Below are 21,608 nucleotides of genomic sequence, written 5' to 3' on the forward strand. Positions count from 1 at the left end.
CCCGTGACGGAACCGGGGCCCCAACGTGCGTTCGGCAGCCCTGTCCTGCGCTGGCTGCGGGTGCTCCGGGACGACCTGTGGACCGTCAGGGCGGATCCGCTGTCTCCCTCCGTATGGCTGCGCCGGCTGCCGCACGGCGTGCTGTGCCTCGCCGCGTTCGGCATCACTCTCGGCGACGCGGGCCAGCTCATGGACGACGGGCGGCTGGGCCCCATGGCCGCCCTCCTGATCGCCGTCGCGCAGGGCGGCGCGGTGGTGCTCGCCCTGTGGCGGCCGATTCCGGCGTGGTGGCTGTCCATGGCGGCCATGGTGGTGGGGGCCGTCGCGGTGCACGGCCGGCTGTCCATGGATGCCCAGAACGATGAGTTCACCTGGCCCTGGACCGCGGGCGGGATCATCGCCCACCTGCTCGTGCTGCTGTTGCTCGCGCTGCGGGTGCGCACCAGGGTGTCCGCGGAGGCACTGGCCCTGACCGTACTGGTCACCTATGTCCTCGAAGGACTGTGGGGTGCGGCGAACTACCAGCCCACCGGGGTGGTCGCGATCGTCCTGTCGGCGGTCGTCGTGGTGCTCGGCATGGCGCTGCGCGGCCGCCGCGAGGCGCGCGCGGAACTCGGCCGGCAGACGACGCTCACCGCCGAGGAACGGGCCCGGCGCACCCTCCTGGAGGAGCGCAGCCGCATCGCGCGCGAGCTGCACGACGTGGTGGCCCACCACATGTCCGTCATCTCCATCCAGGCCCAGGTCGCCCCGCACCTGGTGGAGAACCCGCCCGAGGAGCTCAGGGAGAACCTCGCGGGCATCCGCGAGAACGCGCTGGAGGCACTGACGGAGCTGCGCCGGGTGCTCGGCGTGCTGCGCTCGGAGCACCCCGAGACGGGCGACCCCCTCGACGGGCCAGCCACCGGCCCCGCCCCGCACGCCCCGCAGCCCGGCCTGGACCGGCTCGGCGCGCTCGTGGAGAACACCCGGGCCGCGGGCCTGACCGTGACGCTCGAGGTCAAGGGCGAGCGGCGACCGCTGGCACCGGGCGTGGAGCTGTCCGCGTACCGGATCGTGCAGGAGGCGCTGAGCAACGTACTGCGGCACGCTCCCGGCGCCACCGCCCGCGTCGAACTGCGGTACTCCCTCCTCAAGTTGAGCGTGGAGATAGTCAACTCGCCGCCGACCCGGCCGACACCGCCGTCACCGGGTGCCGGGCACGGGCTGCTCGGCATGCGGGAGCGGATCGCGATGCTCGACGGCTCCCTGGCGGCGCACTCGCTGCCCGACGGCGGCTACCGGGTGAGCGCGATCCTCCCCACGTCCACGCTCGTCGCCGGCCCGGACTCCGCCACCGACCCGACCGACCCGACCGACCCGAAGGGCCACACCGCATGACGAGCAGCCCCATCCGTGTCCTCGTCGCCGACGACCAGCAGATGGTCCGGCAGGGCTTCACCGTGCTGCTCGACACCCAGCCCGACATCGACGTCGTCGGCCAGGCGGTGGACGGCCTGGACGCGATCGGCCAGGTCGCCGAACTGCTCCCGGACGTCGTCCTGATGGACATCCGCATGCCCGAAATGGGCGGCATCGAGGCCACCGGCCGCATCACCGCCGAGTACCCGGACATACGGGTACTGGTCCTCACCACCTTCGACCTGGACGAGTACGTGTACGAGGCCCTGCGCGCCGGCGCCTCCGGCTTCCTGCTCAAGGACGCCTCCGCGGACCAGCTCGCCGAGGCGGTCCGGGTGGTGGCCGCCGGTGACGCGCTGCTCGCACCCGGGATCACCCGCCGTCTGATCGCCGAGTTCTCCCGCCTGGACGGCAGCCGCCGGGCACCGCTGAAGCAGCGTGTGGGCGGCCTGACGGAACGCGAGACGGAGGTGCTCGCCCTGATCGCCCAGGGCCTGTCGAACGCGGAGATCGCCGAACGGCTCGTCGTCGCGGAACAGACCGTGAAGACCCACGTCGGCCGCATCCTGGTGAAGCTCGGCCTGCGCGACCGCACCCAGGCGGCGGTGTTCGCCTACGAGTCGGGCCTGGTCCGCCCCGGGAGCCGCTGAGACCCCTGACGGGGAGACCCGTAGTACCTGAGACGGACCCCGAAGGACCCCTCTCCCCGGTGACGCCCCAGCCCCCTTGCCACGCCTACCGTTTGGAGCGTGACCGAGACGACCCACACGCAGACGACACCGCCGGGCACGGGCGCCAGGCCGCGCAGCCCGGAGTACCGGCTCGCCGCGGACGCCCTGCGGGGCCTGCGGCAGGACCTGTTCCACGACGCCTTCGCCTACCGCCCGCTGCCCAGCATGAGCGTCGACGGTCCGATCACCGGCCGGTTCACGCCCCGCATGCGGCAGTACGCCCTGTGGACCCCGCACTGGATGGTGGCCGCCGGCGCCGTGCTGGCGACGCTGGTGGCCTGGTCGGGCGACAACGGCGGCGGCCTGTCGGCCCTGCTGTGCGGCCTGATCGTGGCGATCCCGGTCCTGCTCACCCTGATCCGCCCGGTCGGCGCCTTCTGGCTGTCCTTCGTGTCGACGGCACTCGTCGGCTTCCTGGCCGACGTGACGTTCGACTGGCCGTGGCTGCCCGGCAGTTTCATCTCCCACCTGCTGGTGCTCACCATCGTCGCGATACGCACCCGGCCGCGTACGGCCGCCTGGATGTGGGCGGTCACCGCCGTCTACGCCTTCGTCGCCGAGTATCTCCTCGGCCGGGACGACAACGGCGCCACCAGCGCCCCCATGCTGATCATCTCCGCCATGGCCCTGCTGGCCATCACCATCTGGCACATACGCCGCGACGCCCGGCAGGAGGTGACCGCCCAGCAGACCGCGACCGCGCAGGAGCGCTCCCGCCGCACGCTGCTGGAGGAGCGCACCACCATCGCCCGTGAGCTGCACGACGTGGTCGCCCACCACATGTCGGTGGTCGCCATCCAGGCGGAGGCCGCCCCCTACCGGGTGGAGAACCCGCCGCCGGAGCTGGAACGGGCCTTCGCCACCATCCGGGAGAACGCGGTGGCGGCGCTGACCGAGCTGCGCCGCGTCCTCGGCGTCGTCCGCGCGGAGGACTACGAGGTCCCGGACGCCCCGCAGCCCACCCTCGCCGACCTGGACGCCCTGCTCGCCAACGTGCGTGAGGCGGGCCTCGACGTCGAGAAGGTGGTGACCGGCGCGGCGCGCGAACTGCCCCAGGGCGTAGAGCTGTCGGCGTACCGGATCGTCCAGGAGGCCCTGAGCAACACCCTGCGGCACGCTCCCGGCGCGAGCGCCCGCGTGGAGGTCGGATACGTCCTCGGCGGGCTCGGCCTGCGCGTGGTGAACGACCCGCCGCCCGCCCCGTCCCTGATCAAGCCCTCACCCGGGGCCGGCCACGGCATCACCGGCATGCGGGAACGCGTCTCCATGCTGAACGGCGAGATGACGGCCGGCCCGTCCGGCGACGGCGGCTACGAGGTGACGGTGTTCCTGCCCGTCGCCACGGCGACCGAGGAAACCGCATGAGTACGTGTAAGGGAACCGCATGAGCATCCGGGTATTGATCGCCGACGACCAGATGATGGTGCGGGAGGGCTTCTCGGTGCTCCTCAACGCCATGCCGGACATCGAGGTCGTCGGCGAGGCGGTCAACGGCCGCGAGGCGGTGGACCGCGTCCGCGAACTGTCCCCGGACGTCGTCCTGATGGACATCCGCATGCCCGAACTGAACGGCATCGAGGCCACCCGCGAGATCGTCGCGGCGGACGGCACGGCGAAGGTGCTGGTGTTGACGACCTTCGACCTCGACGAGTACGTCTACCAGGCCCTGCGCGCCGGTGCCTCCGGCTTCCTCCTCAAGGACGCCTCGGCACGGCAACTGGCTGACGGAGTGAGGGTGGTGGCCTCCGGTGAGGCCCTCCTGGCCCCCTCGGTCACCAGGCGGCTGATCACGGAGTTCTCCCGGCTCGCCGAGACCCCGCGCCTGTCGGCCACGGCCCACACCGCCTACGGAGACCTGACGGAACGCGAGACGGAGGTACTCGTCCTCATCGCCCAGGGCCTGTCCAACGCGGAGATCGCCGAACTGCTCGTGGTCGCCGAGTCCACGATCAAGACCCACGTCAGCCGAATCCTGGTGAAACTGGGCCTCAGGGACCGCACCCAGGCGGCGGTGTTCGCTTATGAGGCGCGGCTGGTCACGCCGGGGTAGTGGGCGGGGATTTCAGGGCGGCTATGAAGGTGGTGAAGGCCTCGCTCGGGAAGGAGAGGGTCGCGCGGGTGGGGGCCTTTGAGTCGCGGACGGCTATGTGGGTGGGAAGGTGGGCGATTTCGACGCAGTCGTTGCCCTCGCCGCCACCAGAGAAGGACGACTTCTGCCACTGCGTGCGGGTGGTCATGCTGTTCCTCACAGTTCCTTGGTCAACTGGTGGATGAGGTCACGTGACTGCTCTGGAGAGAGCGACGCTTCCTTCACCCTAAGGAAGAGCTTCCGGAAACGCTCCAGTTGGGCCTCGGAGTCGAGGAACACCGTGCCGTGCGGGGCATCGCGTACGACGGTGTCGAGGCGGGGGACCGCTCCACCCAGGTGCACCATGGCGCTTCCGGCACCCGCGAAGTCGTCCAAGCTGAAGGGGATGACCCGGACGGTGACATGGTCCGCGTCGGACATCTCCAAGATGCGGGAGAGTTGAGCCCGGGTGGTGACGCGTCCGGCCACCCTGATGCGGAGCGCGGCCTCATGGATCACGGCCTCGTTCGGGATGGGATCCGGACCCTCGATGATGACCCTCCGCTTCATCCTGTGAGCTACCCGGAGTTCCACCTCTTCCGCGGGGAACTCCGGATTCATGTAGGCGAAGAGAGCCCGGGCATAGTCCTCCGTCTGGAACAGCCCCGGCACGTGGATGACCGCCACGTCATGACGAAACCTCGCGTGATGGTCCAGTTCGGCGAGGTCCAGATAGGCGGCGGGAAGGATGCCGCGGTACTCCTCCCACCAGCCGCGGGTGCGGTCGGTCGCCATTGCCACGAGAGCATCGATCAACTCATCATCCGAACAGGCGTAGTTGGCAGCAAGGCGACGTAGCCGCTGTTCACTCACGCCGGAGATGCCGGCCTCGATCTGGCTCATCTGTACGGAGTTGGCGCCGAGCAGGCTAGCTGCCTCGGTCGCCTTGAGCCCTGCGGCTTCACGCAGTTTCCGCAGCTCTGCGCCCAGGCGTACCTGTCGTGCGGTGGGGTGCCGTCTTGCTGGCACGGCGTCCTGCCTTCCTCAACGGCGTTGGTGAGGCAACTCGTTCGGGGGTCAGATTACGCGAGCAGCTTGCGCTGACTGAAATTTATTACCTACCGTCGGTGACGCGACGCACACGCTGCGGAACCCCGGGTACCGGAAGCGCACTGCTCCGTCCTGCCATGACGGCTGCGGCAATGCCACCACCCGCGATCCGCGCCTCTCCTCCCCAGTCACCAGAACGGAGTGTTGACGCATGCCTGAAAACGAGCCGTGGGAGTACTGGCTTTACGTCCCGAGTGACGTCCGTGCGGTCACCGTCAGTCGCCGCACCCTTCGCCTGATCCTGACCCTGCACGGACTGATCGGCCTGGTCGACGCGGCGGAGCTGCTGGCGGCGGAGTTGGTGTCGAACGCGGTACGGCACGCCAAGGGGCCGGCGGCTCTGCGGGTGCACTGGTCGGCGGGAGTGTTGCGGATCGGTGCGTGGGACGGGGACCCGGCACCACCACAGCCACCGCAGGCGTGGGAGCGGCTGGCCGAGGCCGAGGAACGGCGAGGTCTCGCACTGGTCCGGGCCTGCGCCGACCTCTGGGGTTGGCAGCCGCTGGCCAGAAACGGAAGCCGGGGCAAGCTGGTGTGGTGCGAACTGACCGCGGCTTGAGAGGTGGCCGTGGGGCCGCCCGCTTCTTTTGCATTGTCGTGCCTCCGCGATCCGAGTAAAGGGCGCTTCCGCTCCGCTGCGCTGCGCTCTCGCGTCGCCTGCGGCGATCGGCTTTGCGGCCGACCCTTGACTCGGCTCGCTCCAGCACGGGTGAGAAGCGAGCGGGCAGCCCGGGGAAAGCGGGGGCCCGGGTGGGCATCCCTTACGTGGGCTGGGTCGGCGGGCGGGTAGGGGGCGCGGACGCGCCTCGCCTGCACGCCGGGTGGCTTAGCGGCGATCGGTGGGTGGTGTGCGCGCCGGGTGGGGGCGGCACGCCGGGCTGGCTTAGCGGCTTGCGGTCGGTGGGCGGGGCGGCGGCAGCCGCCGGGGGTGGCGGCGGTGTCCGGTCGGCTTGACGACCTCCCAAATCGGGCGGCGATGAGGGGTGATGGGCACTATTGACAGATATGGGCCGCGCCCAGGTTCTGCGACCTGCGGTTTTGTCCTCCGGCCGTGGGACATATCTGCCAATCACTGGGTGGCTGTGACTGGTGAGACCAGTGTGACGGAGGTGGATGCCGGAGGGCTGCGGACCGGGACCGTGGGCCGGGGATCGCCAGCCCCGGCCCGTCACCCACCCCAAGCCCGCCACCTCCACCACCACCCGCCGCAAGCCGCTAAGCCGGCCCGGCGTGCCGCCCCCGCCCAGCGCGCACCCCCACCTCCCACTCACCGCAAGCCGCTAAGCCGGCCCGGCGTGCCGCCACCCATCGGACGCGCGCCCTCACCCCCCACTCACCGATCGCCGCTAAGCCACCCGGCGTGCAGGCGAGGCGCGTCCGCGCCCCTTACCCCGCCCACGTAAGGGATGCCCACCCGGGCCCCCGCTTTCCCCGGGCTGCCCGCTCGCTTCTTCCCCGTGCTGGAGCGAGCCGAGTCAAGGGTCGGCCGCCAGGCCGATCGCCGCAGGCGACGCGTAGCGCCCTTTACTCGGGTCGCGGAGGCACGACACTGCAAAAGAAGCGGGCGGCCCCACGGCAACCCCCAACCGGCGGCAAGCTCACCCGCCCCAAACCCCGCCCCGCCCCCCAACCCCCTGGTCAGCAGCATGGTCGACGGGCTAGCGTCCGGGCATGGCAGTTGCTGACGGTCTCGCGTTCGACCCCTGGAACCCGGCGTTCGTGTCCGACCCGTACCCGGCTTACGCCGAGCTGCGGGAGAGGGGGCGCGTGATCCGCTACGAGCCTACCGACCAGTGGCTCGTGCCGCACCACGCGGACGTCTCGGCGCTGTTGCGGGACCGGCGGTTGGGGCGGACGTATCAGCACCGGTTCACGCACGCCGAGTTCGGCCGCACCGCGCCCCCGCCGGAGCACGAGCCGTTCCACGTCCTCAACGACCACGGCATGCTCGACCTCGAGCCGCCGGACCACACCCGGATCCGGCGGCTGGTGTCGAAGGCGTTCACGCCGCGCACGGTGGAGCAGCTCAAGCCCTACGTGCAGGGGCTGGCGCGGGACCTGGTATCCAAACTGGTCGACGCGGGCGGCGGTGATCTGCTGACCGACGTGGCCGAGCCGCTGCCGGTCGCGGTGATCGCCGAGATGCTGGGCATCCCCGAGTCCGACCGGGCCCCGCTGAGGCCCTGGTCGGCGGACATCTGCGGGATGTACGAGCTGAACCCGTCGGAGGAGACGGCGGCGAAGGCCGTGCGGGCGTCGGTCGAGTTCTCCGACTACCTCCGGGAGCTGATCGCGGCCCGCCGCAAGGAGCCGGGCGACGACCTCATCTCCGGCCTGATCGCGGCGCACGACGAGGGCGACCGGCTGACCGAGCAGGAGATGATCTCCACCGCCGTCCTCCTCCTCAACGCGGGACACGAGGCCACGGTCAACGCCACCGTGAACGGCTGGTGGGCCCTGTTCCGCAACCCCGACCAGCTGGCGGCCCTGCGCGCGGACCACTCCCTGATCCCGTCCGCGATCGAGGAGCTGATGCGCTACGACACTCCGCTCCAGCTCTTCGAGCGCTGGGTGCTGGACGAGATCGAGATCGACGGCACGGTGATCCCGAGGGGCGCCGAGATCGCCATGCTCTTCGGCTCGGCCAACCACGACCCGGCGGTCTTCGCGGACCCCGAGCGGCTGGACCTCACCCGCAAGGACAACCCGCACATCTCCTTCAGCGCGGGCATCCACTACTGCATCGGCGCGCCTCTTGCCCGTATCGAGCTCGCCGCCTCGATGACGGCCCTGCTGGAGAAGGCCCCGACGCTGCGGCCGGCGGCGGAGCCGAAGCGGAAGCCGAACTTCGTGATCCGGGGGCTGGAGGGGCTGAGCGTGGAGGTGGGGTGATCAGCCGTTCGGCTGATCACCGGACGAGAAGTCAAGCAGTACGTCGATTGACCGGCGGCCACCGTCAGCCGGTCAAGTCCCTCCGCCGTAGTCCCGCCGTAGTCCCGCCGGCCCACCGGCCACCAGCACCACCGCCGGCCCCGCGAGAACCGCCACCGACTCCCACTCCGTCAGCGCTCCTTGGTCTCCTCCAGCACCGTCCGCCCCAGCAGCGCGTACCGTTCGGGCGAGCGCCGCTTCAGATACTGCGCGTATCCGACACCCGTGGCCGCGACCAGCGCAACCAGCCACGGCGTCGCCTTCAGCACCAGCGAGCCGGACTCCGGGCCGGCCGCGACGCTCATGTTGGACACCAGCAGCACGACCACCGCGAGCATCGCGACGCCGCCGATCAACGGCGCGGTGAAGGTCCGGAACCAGTGCCGGCTCTCGGGGTGGTGCGAGCGGAAGTACACCAGCACCGCGAACGAGCACACCGCCTGCACGATCAGGATCGCCATCGTGCCGAGGATGGCCAGCAGGACGTAGAGGGCGTTGTACGGGTCCTTGCCCGCGACCCAGAACGCGCCGATCAGCACCGCGCTCACCACCGTCTGCACCAGGCCGGCGATGTGCGGGGAGCCGTGCCGGGCGTGGGTGCGGCCGATGGTGTTCTTCAGCGCGGGCAGGACGCCCTCGCGGCCGAGCGCGTACAGGTAGCGGGCGGCGCAGTTGTGGAAGGCCATGCCGCAGGCCAGCGAGCCGGTGATCATCAGCCATTGCATGACGTCGACCGCCCAGTGGCCGACGTACCGCTCGGTGGGGCCGAAGAACAGCGCCAGCGGGTTCGCGGAGGAGGCGGCCCGCACGGCCTCGGCCTCGCCGCTGCCGGTGATGGCCATCCAGGAGACGAGGACGTAGAAGACGCCGACGCCGAGGACGCTGATCATGGTCGCCCTGGGGATGATCTTCTTCGGGTCGCGGGACTCCTCGCCGTACATCGCCGTCGACTCGAAGCCGACCCACGACCAGAAGGCGAAGAACAGGCCGAGGCCGGCGCTGGTGCCCTTGAAGGCGTTGACCGGGTTGACCGGGGCGAGGGTGAAGCCGTGCGGGCCGCCGCCGTGGAGGGCGACGGACACCGCCATCGCCGCCAGCACGGTGATCTCGGTGGCGAGCAGCACGACGAGCAGCTTTTCCGCGACGCTGACACCGAACCAGGTGCCCATGGCGTTGATCGCCAGCATCAGGATCGCGAACGCCCACCACGGCACGTCGAGTCCCGTCTGGTCCTGGAGGGTGGTGGTGGCGAAGGTGGAGAAGATGCCGATCAGGGCGGGCTCGAAGACGACGTACGCGAAGGTCGCCAGCAGTCCGGAGGCCAGTCCGGCGGTGCGGCCGAGGCCGTAGGAGATGAAGCCGTAGAACGCGCCGGTCGAGGTGATGTGTTTCGCCATCGACGTGAAGCCGACGGAAAAGATTGCCAGAACGACCATTGCGACGAGATAGCTCGCGGGAGCGCCGATGCCGTTGCCCGACGACACCATGAAGGGCACGTTGCCCGTCATCGCCGTGATCGGCGCGGCGGTCGCGACCGCCATGAAGACCACGCCCAGCAGGCCCACTGCGTTGGGCTTGAGCCGGTGAACCGCCTCTTCGCCCGCCGTTCCCGCCGCCGGGGCGACGCCCTCGTCCACTGCCATCGGGTGGCCCCTTCCGCCTGTGCCGCGTGGGTCTTGATGGAGCAGCATGGTGGACGGCGGAGGGGGTGCTCAAGGGGTCGGCCCGGTTAAATATTCGTCACCAGACCTTTGGGCGGGCGTGGCTAGCATGATCACATCCTGATATGTGATCGTTCGGCTACGCTCTGTGGCGGCTGGTCTGCATGCGAGGGAGGGCGCATCATGACGTTGATGGCAGAGCGACCGGTGATAAACGACCCCGAACCCCGTAGCAGCTTTGAGGAGCTCCTGGACCTCCTCGACGAGCTGAACGTGCCCGACGGCTACAAGGCCGAGATCATCAGGGGAAGCATCGTCGTGTCGCCGTGGTCGCTGGGCTATTACACCCGGGTCATGAGGTCGGTGTGCAGCCAACTCGAGCCGTATCTCCCCGATGACCACATCATCGACCGGAACCCCCAGCTGTTCGTCTTCCCTGGGATCGAGCGCGCGTACGGGCCGGACATTCACGCTGCGCATGCGCAGACGTACGAAGAGGAGACCAAATGCCTCGATGGAGAGGGTCTCTCCTTCGTAGCCGAACTGACCTCAAGCTCCACCAGGGACGACGACCTGACCGACAAGGTCGACGCGTACGGCAAAGCCGGTGTCCCCGTCTACCTGGTCCTCGACATGCAGGAGAAGCAGGCCATCGTCTTCGGGTCCCCCTCCGCCAAGGGGTATGAAGTCCGCTTCAGCAAGCCTTTCGGCGAGAAGCTCCACATCCCGGAACCCTTCGACTGCCCCCTCGACACCACCGGCTTCCAGCCCCCCGGCTCACGCTGAAGGCACCGTGAGTCCCCAGGCCCCCTCCACCACCCGCCACGTTCGCCGGCGTACCGGCCCGGACACCCCCGCGTCCGCCCGGTAGCGGAAGTCAGCGCCGGTCACGGTCACCGTCCGGCCGGACGCCAGCAGGGGTGACGCCTCCGCGCCCACCGACACCGGACGCACCTCCACGTCGGCCACACCGGAGGCGCCCGCGGTCACCGACACCGCCTCCACCGGCTGCTCCAGGCCGATGACCGTCTCCCCGTCGACCTCCACCCGCAGCCGGGACGGGCCGGGGCCGGGGACGGTCGTGGTGGGGCGGATGGCCAGGGTCCGTACGAGCGACCGGTACCGCGTACGCAGCCACGGACGTCCGTCAGCCGACGCCACCGCCCCCACCGCCTCGGCCTCCCGTACGGGAACCGGCGGGATGCGCAGCGCGCCCAGCACCACCCCGTCGCTGTCGTCGACGAGCAGGTCCATCCTGCGCTCGGTACCGTCCAGCACCGCCCGCGCCGCCGCCACGGCCCCTGTCGGCACGCCCAGTGCCTCCGCCAGGGCGAGGGAGCCCCCGACGGGCACCATCGACAGCAGGCATCCGGCCAGCTCCCGCTGCCGGTGCAGCACGGTCACCGCCCGGACCAGCGCCCGGTCGTCGCCCACGACCACCGGCCGCCGCGAGCCCCGCCGGGTGAGCGCCCGGGCGAATTCCTCGGGGTCGTCCGGCAGGCACACCTTTGTGGCCGCACCCGCGCTGAGCACGTCTTTCGCGATCCGCACCGCCTCCCCGTCCGTCCGTCGGGCGAGGGGATCGATGATCACCAGCAGCTGATCGGACGTCGCGAAAGTCGCCACCTCGGTCCTGCCTCGCTTCCTCGGGTAGCATCTTTGTGCAAGAGCCCCTTGCGCTATTGCGCCAGGGGCTTCGTCTATTCCGGGGCATCCGGTCCGACGGTTGTGCGACCAACGACGGTCGCGGTGGTACGCGGCGGTGAAGCCTACGCGTGCGCCCCTGACCTTGGACATGCCCCGCCCGGAAGGGGTGTACGCGCGTGCCCGCACTTGTGCTGCTCGGTGCTCAGTGGGGTGACGAAGGCAAGGGAAAGGCGACCGACTTGCTCGGTGGCTCGGTGGATTATGTGGTGCGTTACCAGGGCGGCAACAACGCCGGCCACACGGTGGTCGTCGGCGACCAGAAGTATGCACTCCACCTTCTCCCTTCCGGAATCCTCTCGCCCGGTTGTACGCCGGTCATCGGTAACGGCGTCGTCGTCGACCCGTCGGTCCTGCTCTCCGAGCTGAGCGGTCTGAACGAGCGAGGCGTCGACACGTCCAAGCTCCTCATCAGCGGTAACGCGCACATCATCACGCCGTACAACGTCACCGTCGACAAGGTGACGGAGCGCTTCCTCGGCAAGCGGAAGATCGGGACCACCGGACGCGGGATCGGTCCGACGTACGCCGACAAGATCAACCGTGTGGGCATCCGCGTGCAGGACCTGTACGACGAGTCGATCCTGACCCAGAAGGTCGAGGCGGCCCTCGACGTCAAGAACCAGGTCCTCACCAAGCTCTACAACCGCCGCGCGATCGCCGTCGGCCAGGTGGTCGAGGAGCTGCTGGACTACGCCGACAAGCTCGCGCCGTTCGTCGCCGACACGGTGCTGGTCCTGAACCAGGCCCTGGAGGAGAACAAGGTCGTCCTCTTCGAGGGCGGCCAGGGCACGCTGCTGGACATCGACCACGGCACGTATCCGTTCGTCACCTCCAGCAACCCCACCGCCGGCGGCGCCTGCACCGGCGCCGGTGTCGGCCCGACGAAGATCAGCCGGGTCATCGGCATCCTGAAGGCGTACACCACCCGCGTCGGCGCCGGTCCCTTCCCGACCGAGCTGTTCGACGAGGACGGCGAGGCGCTGCGCCGCATCGGCGGTGAGCGGGGCGTGACCACGGGCCGTGACCGGCGCTGCGGCTGGTTCGACGCGGTCATCGCCCGCTACGCGACCCGCGTGAACGGCCTGACCGACTTCTTCCTCACCAAGCTGGACGTGCTGACCGGCTGGGAGCAGATCCCCGTCTGCGTGGCCTACGAGATCGACGGCAGGCGGGTGGAGGAACTGCCGTACTCGCAGACCGACTTCCACCACGCCAAGCCGGTCTACGAGACCCTGCCGGGCTGGTCCGAGGACATCACCAAGGCGAAGTCCTTCTCCGACCTGCCGAAGAACGCCCAGAACTACGTCAAGGCGCTGGAGGAGATGTCCGGCGCCCCGATCTCGGCGATCGGCGTGGGCCCGGGCCGTGACGAGACGATCGAGATCAACTCGTTCCTGTAGGTCACGAGCCGCACCTCCCGCTGGGCCGGTCATGGACATGAACATCCTTGACCGGCCCTTGGGTTGTTCGTGGTTCCGCGCGGAAGTGGCCGAGGGCAAGCATCTACGCGGGTAGTTGCCTTCCTGCCTTCCTCCTCTCTCCAGTCCCAGGAGCCCCGAATGCCCGTCAGTCCCATGAACCGTCGTGAGTTCGTGCAGAAGTCGGCCGTCACAGGTGCGGCGGTGGCCGTCGCGGGAGCGGTCGGCACCGGCACCGCCGAGGCCGCCGGGCACAAGCCCGACTGCAAGCCCCGCACCTGGACGTTCTCCATCCTGGGCACCACCGACCTGCACAGCCACGTCTTCGACTGGGACTACTACAAGGACGCGGCCTACAGCGACAAGGCCGGCAACTCCGTGGGCGTGGCCCGGGTCGCCACCCTCGTCAAGCAGCAGCGGGAGGCGAAGGGGGAGGACCACGTCCTCCTGGTCGACGCCGGCGACATCATCCAGGGCACCTCCCTCGCCTACTACTTCGCGCGCGTGGACCCCATCACCGACGGCGTCAAGCACCCGATGGCCGTCGCCATGAACCACATGCGCTACGACGCCGCCGCGCTCGGCAACCACGAGTTCAACTACGGCATCGACGTGCTGCGCAAGTTCGAGAAGCAGTGCCGCTTCCCGCTGCTCGGCGCGAACGCGCTGGACGCGAAGACCCTGCGCCCGGCGTTCGCCCCGTACACCGTGAAGAAGATCCGCGTCCCCGGCGCCCCCGACATCAAGGTCGGCATCCTCGGCCTCACCAACCCGGGCATCGCGATCTGGGACAAGGACAACGTCAGCGGGAAGATGGTGTTCCCCGGGCTGGTGGAGCAGGCGAAGAAGTACGTGCCCCGGCTGCGGGCGCTGGGCTGCGACGTCGTCTTCCTCACCGACCACTCCGGCCTCGACGGCTCCTCGTCGTACGGTGACGAACTGCCGTACGTCGAGAACGCGTCGAACCTCGTGGCCGAGCAGGTCCCGGGCATCGACGCGATCCTGGTGGGCCACACCCACGTCGAGGTCCCGTCCTACACGGTGAAGAACGAGCAGACCGGCGAGGACGTCCTCCTCTCCGAGCCCTACTGCTGGGGCTACCGCCTCAGCGTCTTCGACTTCGAACTCGAACTGCACCACGGCCAGTGGAAGGTGACGAGCAAGAAGGCGCAGACCCTCAACCCCAACACGGTGGACGAGGACCCGGAGATCAAGAAGCTCCTGGCGGCCGACCACGAGCTGGTCGTGAAGTACGTCAACACGGCGGTGGGCACGTGTACCGAGGACCTCTCGGCGGCGGAGTCCTGCTGGAAGGACGTGCCCATCATGGACTTCATCCACAAGGTGCAGGCGGACACGGTGAAGGCGGGCCTGTCCACGGCGGACGCGGCCCTCCCGCTGATCTCGGTCGCCGCGCCCTTCAGCCGCACGGCGGAGATCCCCGCCGGGAACGTGACCATCAAGGACATCGCCGGGCTCTACATCTACGACAACACCCTGTACGGCAAGAAGCTCACCGGCGCCCAGCTGAAGGACTACCTGGAGTACGCGGCGAAGTACTACCACCAGGTCCCGTCGGGCACGGCGGTGGACACCGCCACCCTCACAGGTGCCAACAGCTTCTGGGACTACATGTACGACACCGCGGCGGGCGTCGACTACGAGATCGACATCGCGCAGGCGGAGGGCTCGCGGATCAAGAACCTGACGTACGGCGGCACGCCGGTCGCCGACGACCAGGTCTTCGTCGTCGCCGTCAACAACTACCGGGCCAACGGCGGTTCGGGGTACCCGCACATCGCGTCCGCGGAGATCGCCTACAGCTCCACGAACGAGATCCGCCAGCTGATGATCGATTACCTGCTGGCCAAGGGCAGCCTGAACCCCGCAGACTTCGCCACCGTCAACTGGAAGCTGACGCAGGACGGTACGCCGGTGTTCTAGACGACCGGACGGTGGGTGGGGCGCGGCGGCTACTTCAGGCCGATCGCGGCGCAGTCCGACGCGTACTTCTGGGCGCAGAGCTGCTTGACGGTGTAGACGCCGTCCGCGATCACCGTGTCCTTGATGTTGTTCCTCGTGAGGGAGACCACCGGCACCAGCGCGGCGGGGATCTTCTTGTTGGTCGGGCTGTTCGCCGTGTCCCGGGTCAGCGCGTCGAACTGGATGTCGCGGCCCTGCACCTTGTACACCGCCATCTCCGCGGCGTTGGTGGCCTCGTCCAGGAACGACTTGTACACCGTCATGTACTGCTCGCCGGAGATGACCCGCTGCACCGCGTCCAGGTTCGCGTCCTGCCCGGTCACCGGCGGGAGCTTGGTGGCGCCCGCCTCCTTCAGCGCCTCGATCACGGCGCCCGCCATACCGTCGTTGGCCGAGTAGACGGCGGCGATGTCGCTGAGGCCGATGGCCTGGATCGCCTTCTCCATGTTTGCCTTGGCGACGTCCGGCGACCACTTGTCCGTGTCGTACACCTTGGCGATCCGGACCTTGTCCTTGAGCTCGCTGAGGGCGCCTTCCTTGAACTTCCCGGTGTTCGGGTCCGCGGGGTCGCCGTTCATCATGACGACCTTGCTGGTCGCCGCCTTGGTGCCGAGGGCTTCGACGATGGCGCGGCCCTGGACCTCGCCGACGAGTTCGTTGTCGTGCGAGACGTACGCGTCGATCGGGCCCTGTGCGAGCCGGTCGTAGGCGATGACGGGGATGCCGGCGTCCTTCGCCTTCTGGATGTCCGGCGCGATGGCCTTGGAGTCCAGCGCGTCCACCACGATGATGTCGACCTTCCTGGACACCATCTCCTGGAACTGCCGACTCTGTTTGTCCTGGCTCGCCTCGGCGTTGGCATAGTCGACCTTGCCCTTGCCGTGTGTGAGGGAGGCGACTTCCTTCTTGAAGATGGGGTGGTCGAAGGCCTCGAAACGGGCCGTGTCCTTGTCGGGCAGGAGCAGCCCCACCGTGATGTCGTCGCCCTTCTTGGGCGTTGCGGTGCTGTCGCTCCCGCCGATGCTGTCGACGGCACCGCACGCGGCGAGCGTGAGGGCCGAGGCGGAGGCGGTCAGGGCTGTGGCGATACGGCGTACAGGGGCCCTACAGGTGCTGGACACAACAGGTGCCTTCCCGGGGGGAGCATCATGCGTGAACCGATGATGTGCAAGGAAGGAAACGCAGAGGGACCAGGCGACGTCAAGACGTAAGGACAATAAGGCGAGGATGTCCCGTGCGCGCCGTCACTCAATTCCGTCGCCGGGTGCCGATCGCCGCAGGTCAGCGTAGAACGCGGGAAATCGAGGCGCTCGAAGGACTCGTGTCACGATCGTGACACGAGTCCGTCAACTACCGGTGGGTAAGCGGAGATTGGTTCAGCTGAACACGATCATCGAACCCTGCGCCAGGCTCCGCGTCGCCGCCGCGTGCAGCCCCAGCCAGACGTGCCGTTCGCGCGCGAACGGGCTGGGGTCGTAGGGGGCGGCGACGGCCGGTTCCTCCAGCTCCGTCGGCGCCCGGGGCGGCTCCGGGGGTGCCGGCGGATTCGCCGGGTCGATGCCGATCGACGGGGCCACGAACTCCAGCTCCCTGAGCAGGGTCTGGGAGGAGCCCAGCGGGCCGCCGCCGGCCAGCAGTTCGTCGTTGGAGAGCGGGTTCGCGAAGTCCACCGGGACGTAGGCGCCCGCGTGGTCGTAGTGCCAGACCAGGTGGGACTGCTGGGCCGTCGACTCGAACATCTCCAGCAACTGCTCGTAGTCCCCGCCCAGTTCGTCGACCGGGGTCACCGGCAGCCCGCACATCTGGAGCAGGTAGACGCGGCGCAGGAAGTGCAGCGCGTCGTAGTCGAAGCCGGCCACCGGGGCGACCTCGCCGGACAGGCCCGGCATGTACTGGTACACGGGCACCGGTGGGAGCCCGGCCTCGGTGAGCACCTTGTTGTATTGCGCGAGTTCCTCGGCGAACGGGTTGTCCGGGGTGTGGCACAACACATCGACGAGCGGGACCAACCACAGGTCACAAGCCAAAGAGGGCTCCTCGCATCAGCACGCGTACAGCATGGCAGTGTGGACAGGGAAGCGTAGTCGGTGCGGTACCCGGTCGACTCCCCTCGTGCACGTCCCATACCCATGCCCCGGGCCTCATTCGCCGGCCGGCCGCTCGATCGGCCGCTCGATCAGGGCCAGGGAGTGCGCGTTGTACGCGGCGACGATCGACCGGGCGGTCGCGGCGTCCCGGTGGGCCAGGGCGTCGACCAGTTCGGTGTGCCGGGACCACAGGTGGCCGCGCAGGTCGGTGAGGCGGCGCAGGTGCTGCACCGTGCACACCCAGGACTGCACACGCAGCCGGTGCAGGAAGTCCGCCAGGTAGGGGTTGCCGAACATGGCGCTGAGCTCGCGCCAGAAGCGCAGGTCGTAGCCGATCAGCACGGAGAGGTCACCGGCGGCGGCGGCGCGTCGCGCCTCCTCGCCGCGGCGCAGCACCACGGCGAAGGCGGCCGCCGTACGGGGGTCCTCCGGGTTCCGGAAGCCGGCATGGCCGTCGGCGAGGGCCTGGAACATGCCGTCGGTGACCAGACTGCGAGCCTCGATCATGTTCCGGTGGTCGGCCGCCGTGTACTCCGGGACCCGGAAGCCGCGGTGCTGGTCGGCCTCCAGGACCCCCTGGGCGGACAGGTCGACCAGCGCCTCGCGTACCGGCGTCGCGGAGACCCCGTACTGCTCCGCTATCTCCTTCACGGTGAATTCCCGCCCCGGCAGCAGCCGCCCGGCAAGCACCTCGTCACGTAGCGCGTCCGCTATCTGCTGTCGCAGGGTGCTGCGGGTCACGGCGCCGTTGCCGGGCATGGTCGGGGGGCTCTCCTCACACGTGCGGGTGGGTACTCGCTTATGTATACGAGCACGCCACCTTACGCGTTCGGAGCATTCACGTACGTAGCTGTGACGACCGCTACTTCGGTCACTCCGTGTACTCGTCCGCCACGCTCAGCGCGGTGTCGAGTGCCGCCAGCCCCTCCTTCAGCTCCGCCTCGCTCGCGTTGCACGGCGGCACCACGTGCGTCCGGTTCATGTTCACGAAGGGCCACAGGCCCTGCTTCTTCGCCGCCGCGGCGAACGCCGCCATGGGCGCGTTGGCCTCCCCGGCCGCGTTGTACGGCACGAGCGGCTCCCGGGTCTCGCGGTTCTTCACCAGCTCGAGCGCCCAGAACATGCCGACGCCCCGCACCTCGCCCACGCTCGGGTGCCGCTCGGCCAGCGTCCGCAGCCCCGGTTCGAGCACCGACGCGCCCAGCGCCGCCGCGTTGGCGACGATGCCCTCCTCGGCCATCACGTTGATCGTGGCGACGGCCGCCGCGCAGGCCAGCGGGTGCCCCGAGTACGTCAGGCCGCCGGGGTAGGGCCGCCTGGCGAAGGTCTCCGCGATCTTCCCGGAGATCGCGACGCCGCCGAGCGGCACGTACCCGGAGTTCACGCCCTTGGCGAAGGTCATCAGGTCGGGAACCACGTCCAACAGGCCGGCCGCGAACCACTCGCCGGTCCGCCCGAACCCGGCCATGACCTCGTCCAGGACGAACACGATCCCGTACTTGTCGCACAGCTCACGCACCCCGGCGAGATAACCCGGCGGCGGGACCATGATCCCGGCCGTTCCCGGGATCGTCTCCAGAATGATCGCGGCGATCGTCCCGGGCCCCTCGAAGGCGATGGTCGTCTCCAGGTGCTCCAGCGCCCGCGCGCACTCCTGCTCCTCGGTCTCGGCGTAGAACCGGGAGCGGTAGAGGAAGGGCGCCCAGAAGTGCACGACCCCGGCCGCGGCGCTGTCGGAGGCCCAGCGGCGCGGGTCGCCGGTGATGTTCACCGCCTGCTGGGTGCCACCGTGGTACGAGCGGTACGCGGACAGCACCTTCGGGCGGCCCGTGTGCAGCCGGGCCATGCGCACCGCGTGCTCGACGGCGTCGGCGCCGCCGTTGGTGAAGAAGATCTTGTCCAGGTCGCCGGGCGTCCGCTCGGCGATCAGCCGGGCCGCCTCCGAGCGCGCCTCGACGGCGAACGCGGGCGCGAAGGTCGTCATCGTCGCGGCCTGCTCCTGGATCGCGGCGACGACCTTCGGGTGCTGATAGCCGATGTTGGTGAAGACGAGCCCGCTGCTGAAGTCCAGGTACCGCCTGCCGTCGTAGTCCCAGAAGTACGACCCTTCGGCGCCGGCGACGGCGAGCGGGTCGATGAGCTCCTGCGCGGACCAGGAGTGGAACACGTGCGCACGGTCCGCGGCCTTCACGGCGGCGCCGGCCTGAGGGTTGGGCTGAGGGGTCATGGCGGTGAGCGTAGATGTCCGCGATGCGGAACCGGTATCGGCGTCCTGTTCCCTGGGCGGGGGCTATCCGCGACAGGGTGTCGAGAGCTGTTACGGAACCGTAGACCCTGCTCGCTGCGAAGCGGATCAGTGCCGCACTATTCTGTTTTGTTGCACACGCGCAGATTTCGGGCCTATCGGGGGAGGCGGCGTGGCGATGGAGAAGCTGGGGCCGGGGGATCCGCAACGCATCGGGGTGTATCGGCTGCTGGCGCGGCTGGGCGCGGGCGGCATGGGGCAGGTGTATCTCGCCCGGTCGGACCGGGGCCGTACCGTCGCCGTGAAGCTGGTGCGCGAGGAGCTCGCCGCACAGGAGGAGTTCCGGGCGCGGTTCCGGCAGGAGGTGCAGGCCGCGCGCCGGGTCGGCGGCCACTGGACGGCGCCCGTGCTGGACGCGGACACCGAGGCCGCCGTGCCCTGGGTGGCCACCGGGTACGTCGCCGGGCCCAGCCTCCAACAGGTCGTCGGGCACGACCACGGGGCGCTGCCCGAGCGGTCGGTGCGGATCCTCGCGGCCGGGCTCGCGCACGCGCTCCAGGACATCCACGCCGCCGGGATCGTCCACCGCGACCTCAAACCGTCCAACGTGCTGGTCACCATCGACGGGCCGCGGGTCATCGACTTCGGCATCGCGCGGGCGCTGGAGACCCTGGCCGGGGACGGGCTCACCCGCACCGGCTCGCTGGTCGGCTCGCCCGGGTTCATGGCCCCCGAGCAGGTGCGCGGCGACCGGATCACGCCCGCCTGCGACGTCTTCTGCCTCGGCTCGGTCCTCGCCTACGCGGCGACCGGCGCGCTGCCCTTCGGGACCTCCAACAGCGGTGTGCACGCGATGATGTTCCGCATCGCCCAGGAGGAACCCGACCTCGACGGCGTGCCCGAGGGCATCGCCGACCTCGTCCGCGACTGCCTGAAGAAGGATCCGGCCGCACGCCCGACGCTGGACTCGATCCTGGAGCGTACGGGCGCGGAGGACACCGTCGCCGGGGGCCGCTCCCGGGACCCGTGGCTGCCGGGGGCGCTCGTCGCCCAGCTGGGGCGGCACGCGGTGCGGCTGCTGGACACCGAGGATCCGGAGGGGACCTCGGGGACTGGAGGGGTCGACGGGACCGGTGGATCCGGCGGGGCAGGCGAGGTGGCGGCGGCGTCCGCCCCCGTACCCGGTCCGGTGGCCGACCCGCCGGCTGCCCCCGGGGGAGACCGGATGCCCGACCCCGTCCCCGCGTGGCTGGAGGACAAGGACCGGAAGCAGGAGCCCGGGCCCGGTCAGGACCGCATGCCCGATCGCGCGCCCGGTCAGGACCGTATGCCGGACCGCCCGCCGGCCCCCGCGCCCGCCGCCTCCCCCGAGCACGCCCCCGCCTCCGACGACGCCTCCGCACCGCCCCCGCCCGGGGATCCGCGCCCGCAGGGGCAGCAGGGCGGCGGCACGCCCCTGAACCACCTCCCGACGATGGTCGCCGGTCACGGTCAGACGCCCCCGCCCGGCATGCCCCCGGCGCACCCCGCGTACGGCTATCCCCAGCAGCACCCGCAGCCCGTCGCCTACGGCTACCCGCAACAGCCCGGCCCCCAGGGGCCGTACAACCCGTACGCGGGCGGCTACGGCTCGACCCCGCCGTACGGCCCGCCGCCCATCGGCCTCGGGCCCCAGCCCGCGCAGGGAAACCGGCGGTCCAGCGCGCTGCTCGTCGTGATCGCGCTGGTCGTCGCGCTCGCCGCGGGCGGCTCGGTGTACGCGCTGATGCGGGACGGCGGCGAGGACACCGGCGGGGGCACGGTCAGCCCGTCCCCGACCGCCACCGGCGCGCCCACCACGCCGGGGCCCACCCCGACCACCACGGAGCCGGAGTCCCCGACCCCGTCGGCGTCGGAGGGCGCGATCCCGGCGGCATACCTGGGCACGTGGTCGGGAACGATCGACAACTCCCTCGGCCACCACACCCGCGAACTGACCCTCCAGCAGGGCGAGGTGGGGGACACGGTCCTCACGGTGGTCGCCGACGGGCCCACCAAGGAAGGCGGGACGTACCACTGCGTCTTCGAGGCGAAGCTCGCCCAACAGCCGGGCGCCGACGGCCCGTTGGAGATCACGCCGTCCACCGTCACCGACGGCCCGAGTTCGGAGTGCAAGCCGGGCGTCGCCAGCGAGGTCGATCTGCTGTCGGACGGCCGGCTGCGACGCGATATGCAGGGCAGCGTGGAGAGCCTGACCTACAGCAAGGAATGAGAAGCCCAGCGCACG

The 21,608-nt window shown here is 70.0% G+C and carries 18 protein-coding genes; 10 read left to right on the forward strand and 8 right to left on the reverse strand.

Annotation, left to right across the window (positions count from 1 at the left end; all coding sequences use genetic code 11):
• The first annotated feature begins 3 nt into the window (after positions 1-3).
• The 4 genes from ACWGJM_RS18255 (at position 4) to ACWGJM_RS18270 (ending at position 4,182) form a co-directional block, all read left to right on the forward strand.
• Positions 4-1,380 (forward strand): sensor histidine kinase, encoded by a 1,377-nt coding sequence (locus tag ACWGJM_RS18255; protein ID WP_453412687.1) that lies wholly within the window; start codon positions 4-6, stop codon positions 1,378-1,380.
• Positions 1,377-2,051: a response regulator gene (locus tag ACWGJM_RS18260; protein ID WP_453412688.1), complete on the forward strand. Its 675-nt coding sequence runs from the start codon at positions 1,377-1,379 to the stop codon at positions 2,049-2,051. Before ACWGJM_RS18255 ends, ACWGJM_RS18260 begins: the two co-directional genes overlap by 4 nt.
• A 99-nt stretch (positions 2,052-2,150) precedes the next feature.
• Positions 2,151-3,497 (forward strand): sensor histidine kinase, encoded by a 1,347-nt coding sequence (locus ACWGJM_RS18265; protein ID WP_453412689.1) that lies wholly within the window; start codon positions 2,151-2,153, stop codon positions 3,495-3,497.
• Between the two features lie 19 nt (positions 3,498-3,516).
• Entirely contained in the window at positions 3,517-4,182 is a 666-nt protein-coding gene (locus tag ACWGJM_RS18270; RefSeq protein WP_453412690.1) for a response regulator, read from the forward strand.
• On the opposite strand, the gene ACWGJM_RS18275 is transcribed toward ACWGJM_RS18270, so the two are convergent.
• Together ACWGJM_RS18275 and ACWGJM_RS18280 are read right to left on the reverse strand one after the other, a co-directional pair.
• On the reverse strand, positions 4,169-4,369 hold the full coding sequence (locus ACWGJM_RS18275) for a DUF397 domain-containing protein (protein WP_453412691.1): 201 nt from the start codon (positions 4,367-4,369) through the stop codon (positions 4,169-4,171). The genes ACWGJM_RS18270 and ACWGJM_RS18275 overlap by 14 nt on opposite strands.
• Before the next feature lie 8 nt (positions 4,370-4,377).
• Positions 4,378-5,229 (reverse strand): helix-turn-helix domain-containing protein, encoded by an 852-nt coding sequence (locus tag ACWGJM_RS18280; protein WP_453412692.1) that lies wholly within the window; start codon positions 5,227-5,229, stop codon positions 4,378-4,380.
• A gap of 232 nt (positions 5,230-5,461) precedes the next feature.
• Here ACWGJM_RS18280 and ACWGJM_RS18285 point away from each other — a divergent pair, with 232 nt between their 5' ends.
• The gene (locus tag ACWGJM_RS18285; RefSeq protein WP_453412693.1) at positions 5,462-5,869 is read left to right on the forward strand and encodes an ATP-binding protein; all 408 of its coding nucleotides are present in this window, start codon (positions 5,462-5,464) and stop codon (positions 5,867-5,869) included.
• A 1,112-nt stretch (positions 5,870-6,981) separates the two neighbouring features.
• Entirely contained in the window at positions 6,982-8,202 is a 1,221-nt protein-coding gene (locus tag ACWGJM_RS18290) for a cytochrome P450 (protein WP_453412694.1), read from the forward strand.
• Between the two features lie 170 nt (positions 8,203-8,372).
• Here ACWGJM_RS18290 and ACWGJM_RS18295 read toward each other — a convergent pair whose 3' ends face one another.
• On the reverse strand, positions 8,373-9,884 hold the full coding sequence (locus tag ACWGJM_RS18295; RefSeq protein WP_453412695.1) for an APC family permease: 1,512 nt from the start codon (positions 9,882-9,884) through the stop codon (positions 8,373-8,375).
• Positions 9,885-10,085: 201 nt separating this feature from the next.
• On the opposite strand from ACWGJM_RS18295, the gene ACWGJM_RS18300 reads away from it, so the two are divergent.
• Complete coding sequence (locus ACWGJM_RS18300) at positions 10,086-10,688, forward strand: Uma2 family endonuclease (RefSeq protein WP_453412696.1); 603 nt, start codon at positions 10,086-10,088, stop codon at positions 10,686-10,688.
• Here the strand turns inward: ACWGJM_RS18300 and ACWGJM_RS18305 are convergent.
• The gene (locus ACWGJM_RS18305; protein WP_453412697.1) at positions 10,680-11,528 is read right to left on the reverse strand and encodes a diacylglycerol kinase; all 849 of its coding nucleotides are present in this window, start codon (positions 11,526-11,528) and stop codon (positions 10,680-10,682) included. The two genes, ACWGJM_RS18300 and ACWGJM_RS18305, sit on opposite strands and share 9 nt — an antisense overlap.
• A 197-nt stretch (positions 11,529-11,725) precedes the next feature.
• On the opposite strand from ACWGJM_RS18305, the gene ACWGJM_RS18310 reads away from it, so the two are divergent.
• Positions 11,726-13,009 carry an adenylosuccinate synthase gene (locus ACWGJM_RS18310; RefSeq protein ID WP_453412698.1) on the forward strand — a complete coding sequence of 428 codons (1,284 nt, stop codon included), beginning with the start codon at positions 11,726-11,728 and terminating at the stop codon, positions 13,007-13,009.
• A 159-nt stretch (positions 13,010-13,168) separates the two neighbouring features.
• Positions 13,169-14,971 (forward strand): bifunctional metallophosphatase/5'-nucleotidase, encoded by a 1,803-nt coding sequence (locus ACWGJM_RS18315; RefSeq protein ID WP_453412699.1) that lies wholly within the window; start codon positions 13,169-13,171, stop codon positions 14,969-14,971.
• A 29-nt stretch (positions 14,972-15,000) separates the two neighbouring features.
• Here the strand turns inward: ACWGJM_RS18315 and ACWGJM_RS18320 are convergent, their stop codons facing one another.
• From ACWGJM_RS18320 to ACWGJM_RS18335, 4 genes are all read right to left on the reverse strand, one after another.
• On the reverse strand, positions 15,001-16,131 hold the full coding sequence (locus ACWGJM_RS18320; protein ID WP_453412700.1) for a sugar ABC transporter substrate-binding protein: 1,131 nt from the start codon (positions 16,129-16,131) through the stop codon (positions 15,001-15,003).
• Positions 16,132-16,386: 255 nt separating this feature from the next.
• A complete protein-coding gene (locus ACWGJM_RS18325) occupies positions 16,387-17,037 on the reverse strand; it encodes a hypothetical protein (protein WP_453412701.1) in 651 nt (216 codons plus the stop codon).
• A 114-nt stretch (positions 17,038-17,151) separates the two neighbouring features.
• The gene (locus ACWGJM_RS18330; RefSeq protein ID WP_453412702.1) at positions 17,152-17,856 is read right to left on the reverse strand and encodes a GntR family transcriptional regulator; all 705 of its coding nucleotides are present in this window, start codon (positions 17,854-17,856) and stop codon (positions 17,152-17,154) included.
• 112 nt (positions 17,857-17,968) lie between these two features.
• The gene (locus ACWGJM_RS18335; RefSeq protein WP_453412703.1) at positions 17,969-19,324 is read right to left on the reverse strand and encodes an aminotransferase class III-fold pyridoxal phosphate-dependent enzyme; all 1,356 of its coding nucleotides are present in this window, start codon (positions 19,322-19,324) and stop codon (positions 17,969-17,971) included.
• 196 nt (positions 19,325-19,520) lie between these two features.
• On the opposite strand from ACWGJM_RS18335, the gene ACWGJM_RS18340 reads away from it, so the two are divergent.
• Complete coding sequence (locus ACWGJM_RS18340) at positions 19,521-21,593, forward strand: protein kinase domain-containing protein (protein WP_453412826.1); 2,073 nt, start codon at positions 19,521-19,523, stop codon at positions 21,591-21,593.
• Positions 21,594-21,608 lie beyond the last annotated feature (15 nt).

The sequence above is a fragment of the Streptomyces sp. NPDC054834 genome (genome assembly GCF_053611185.1).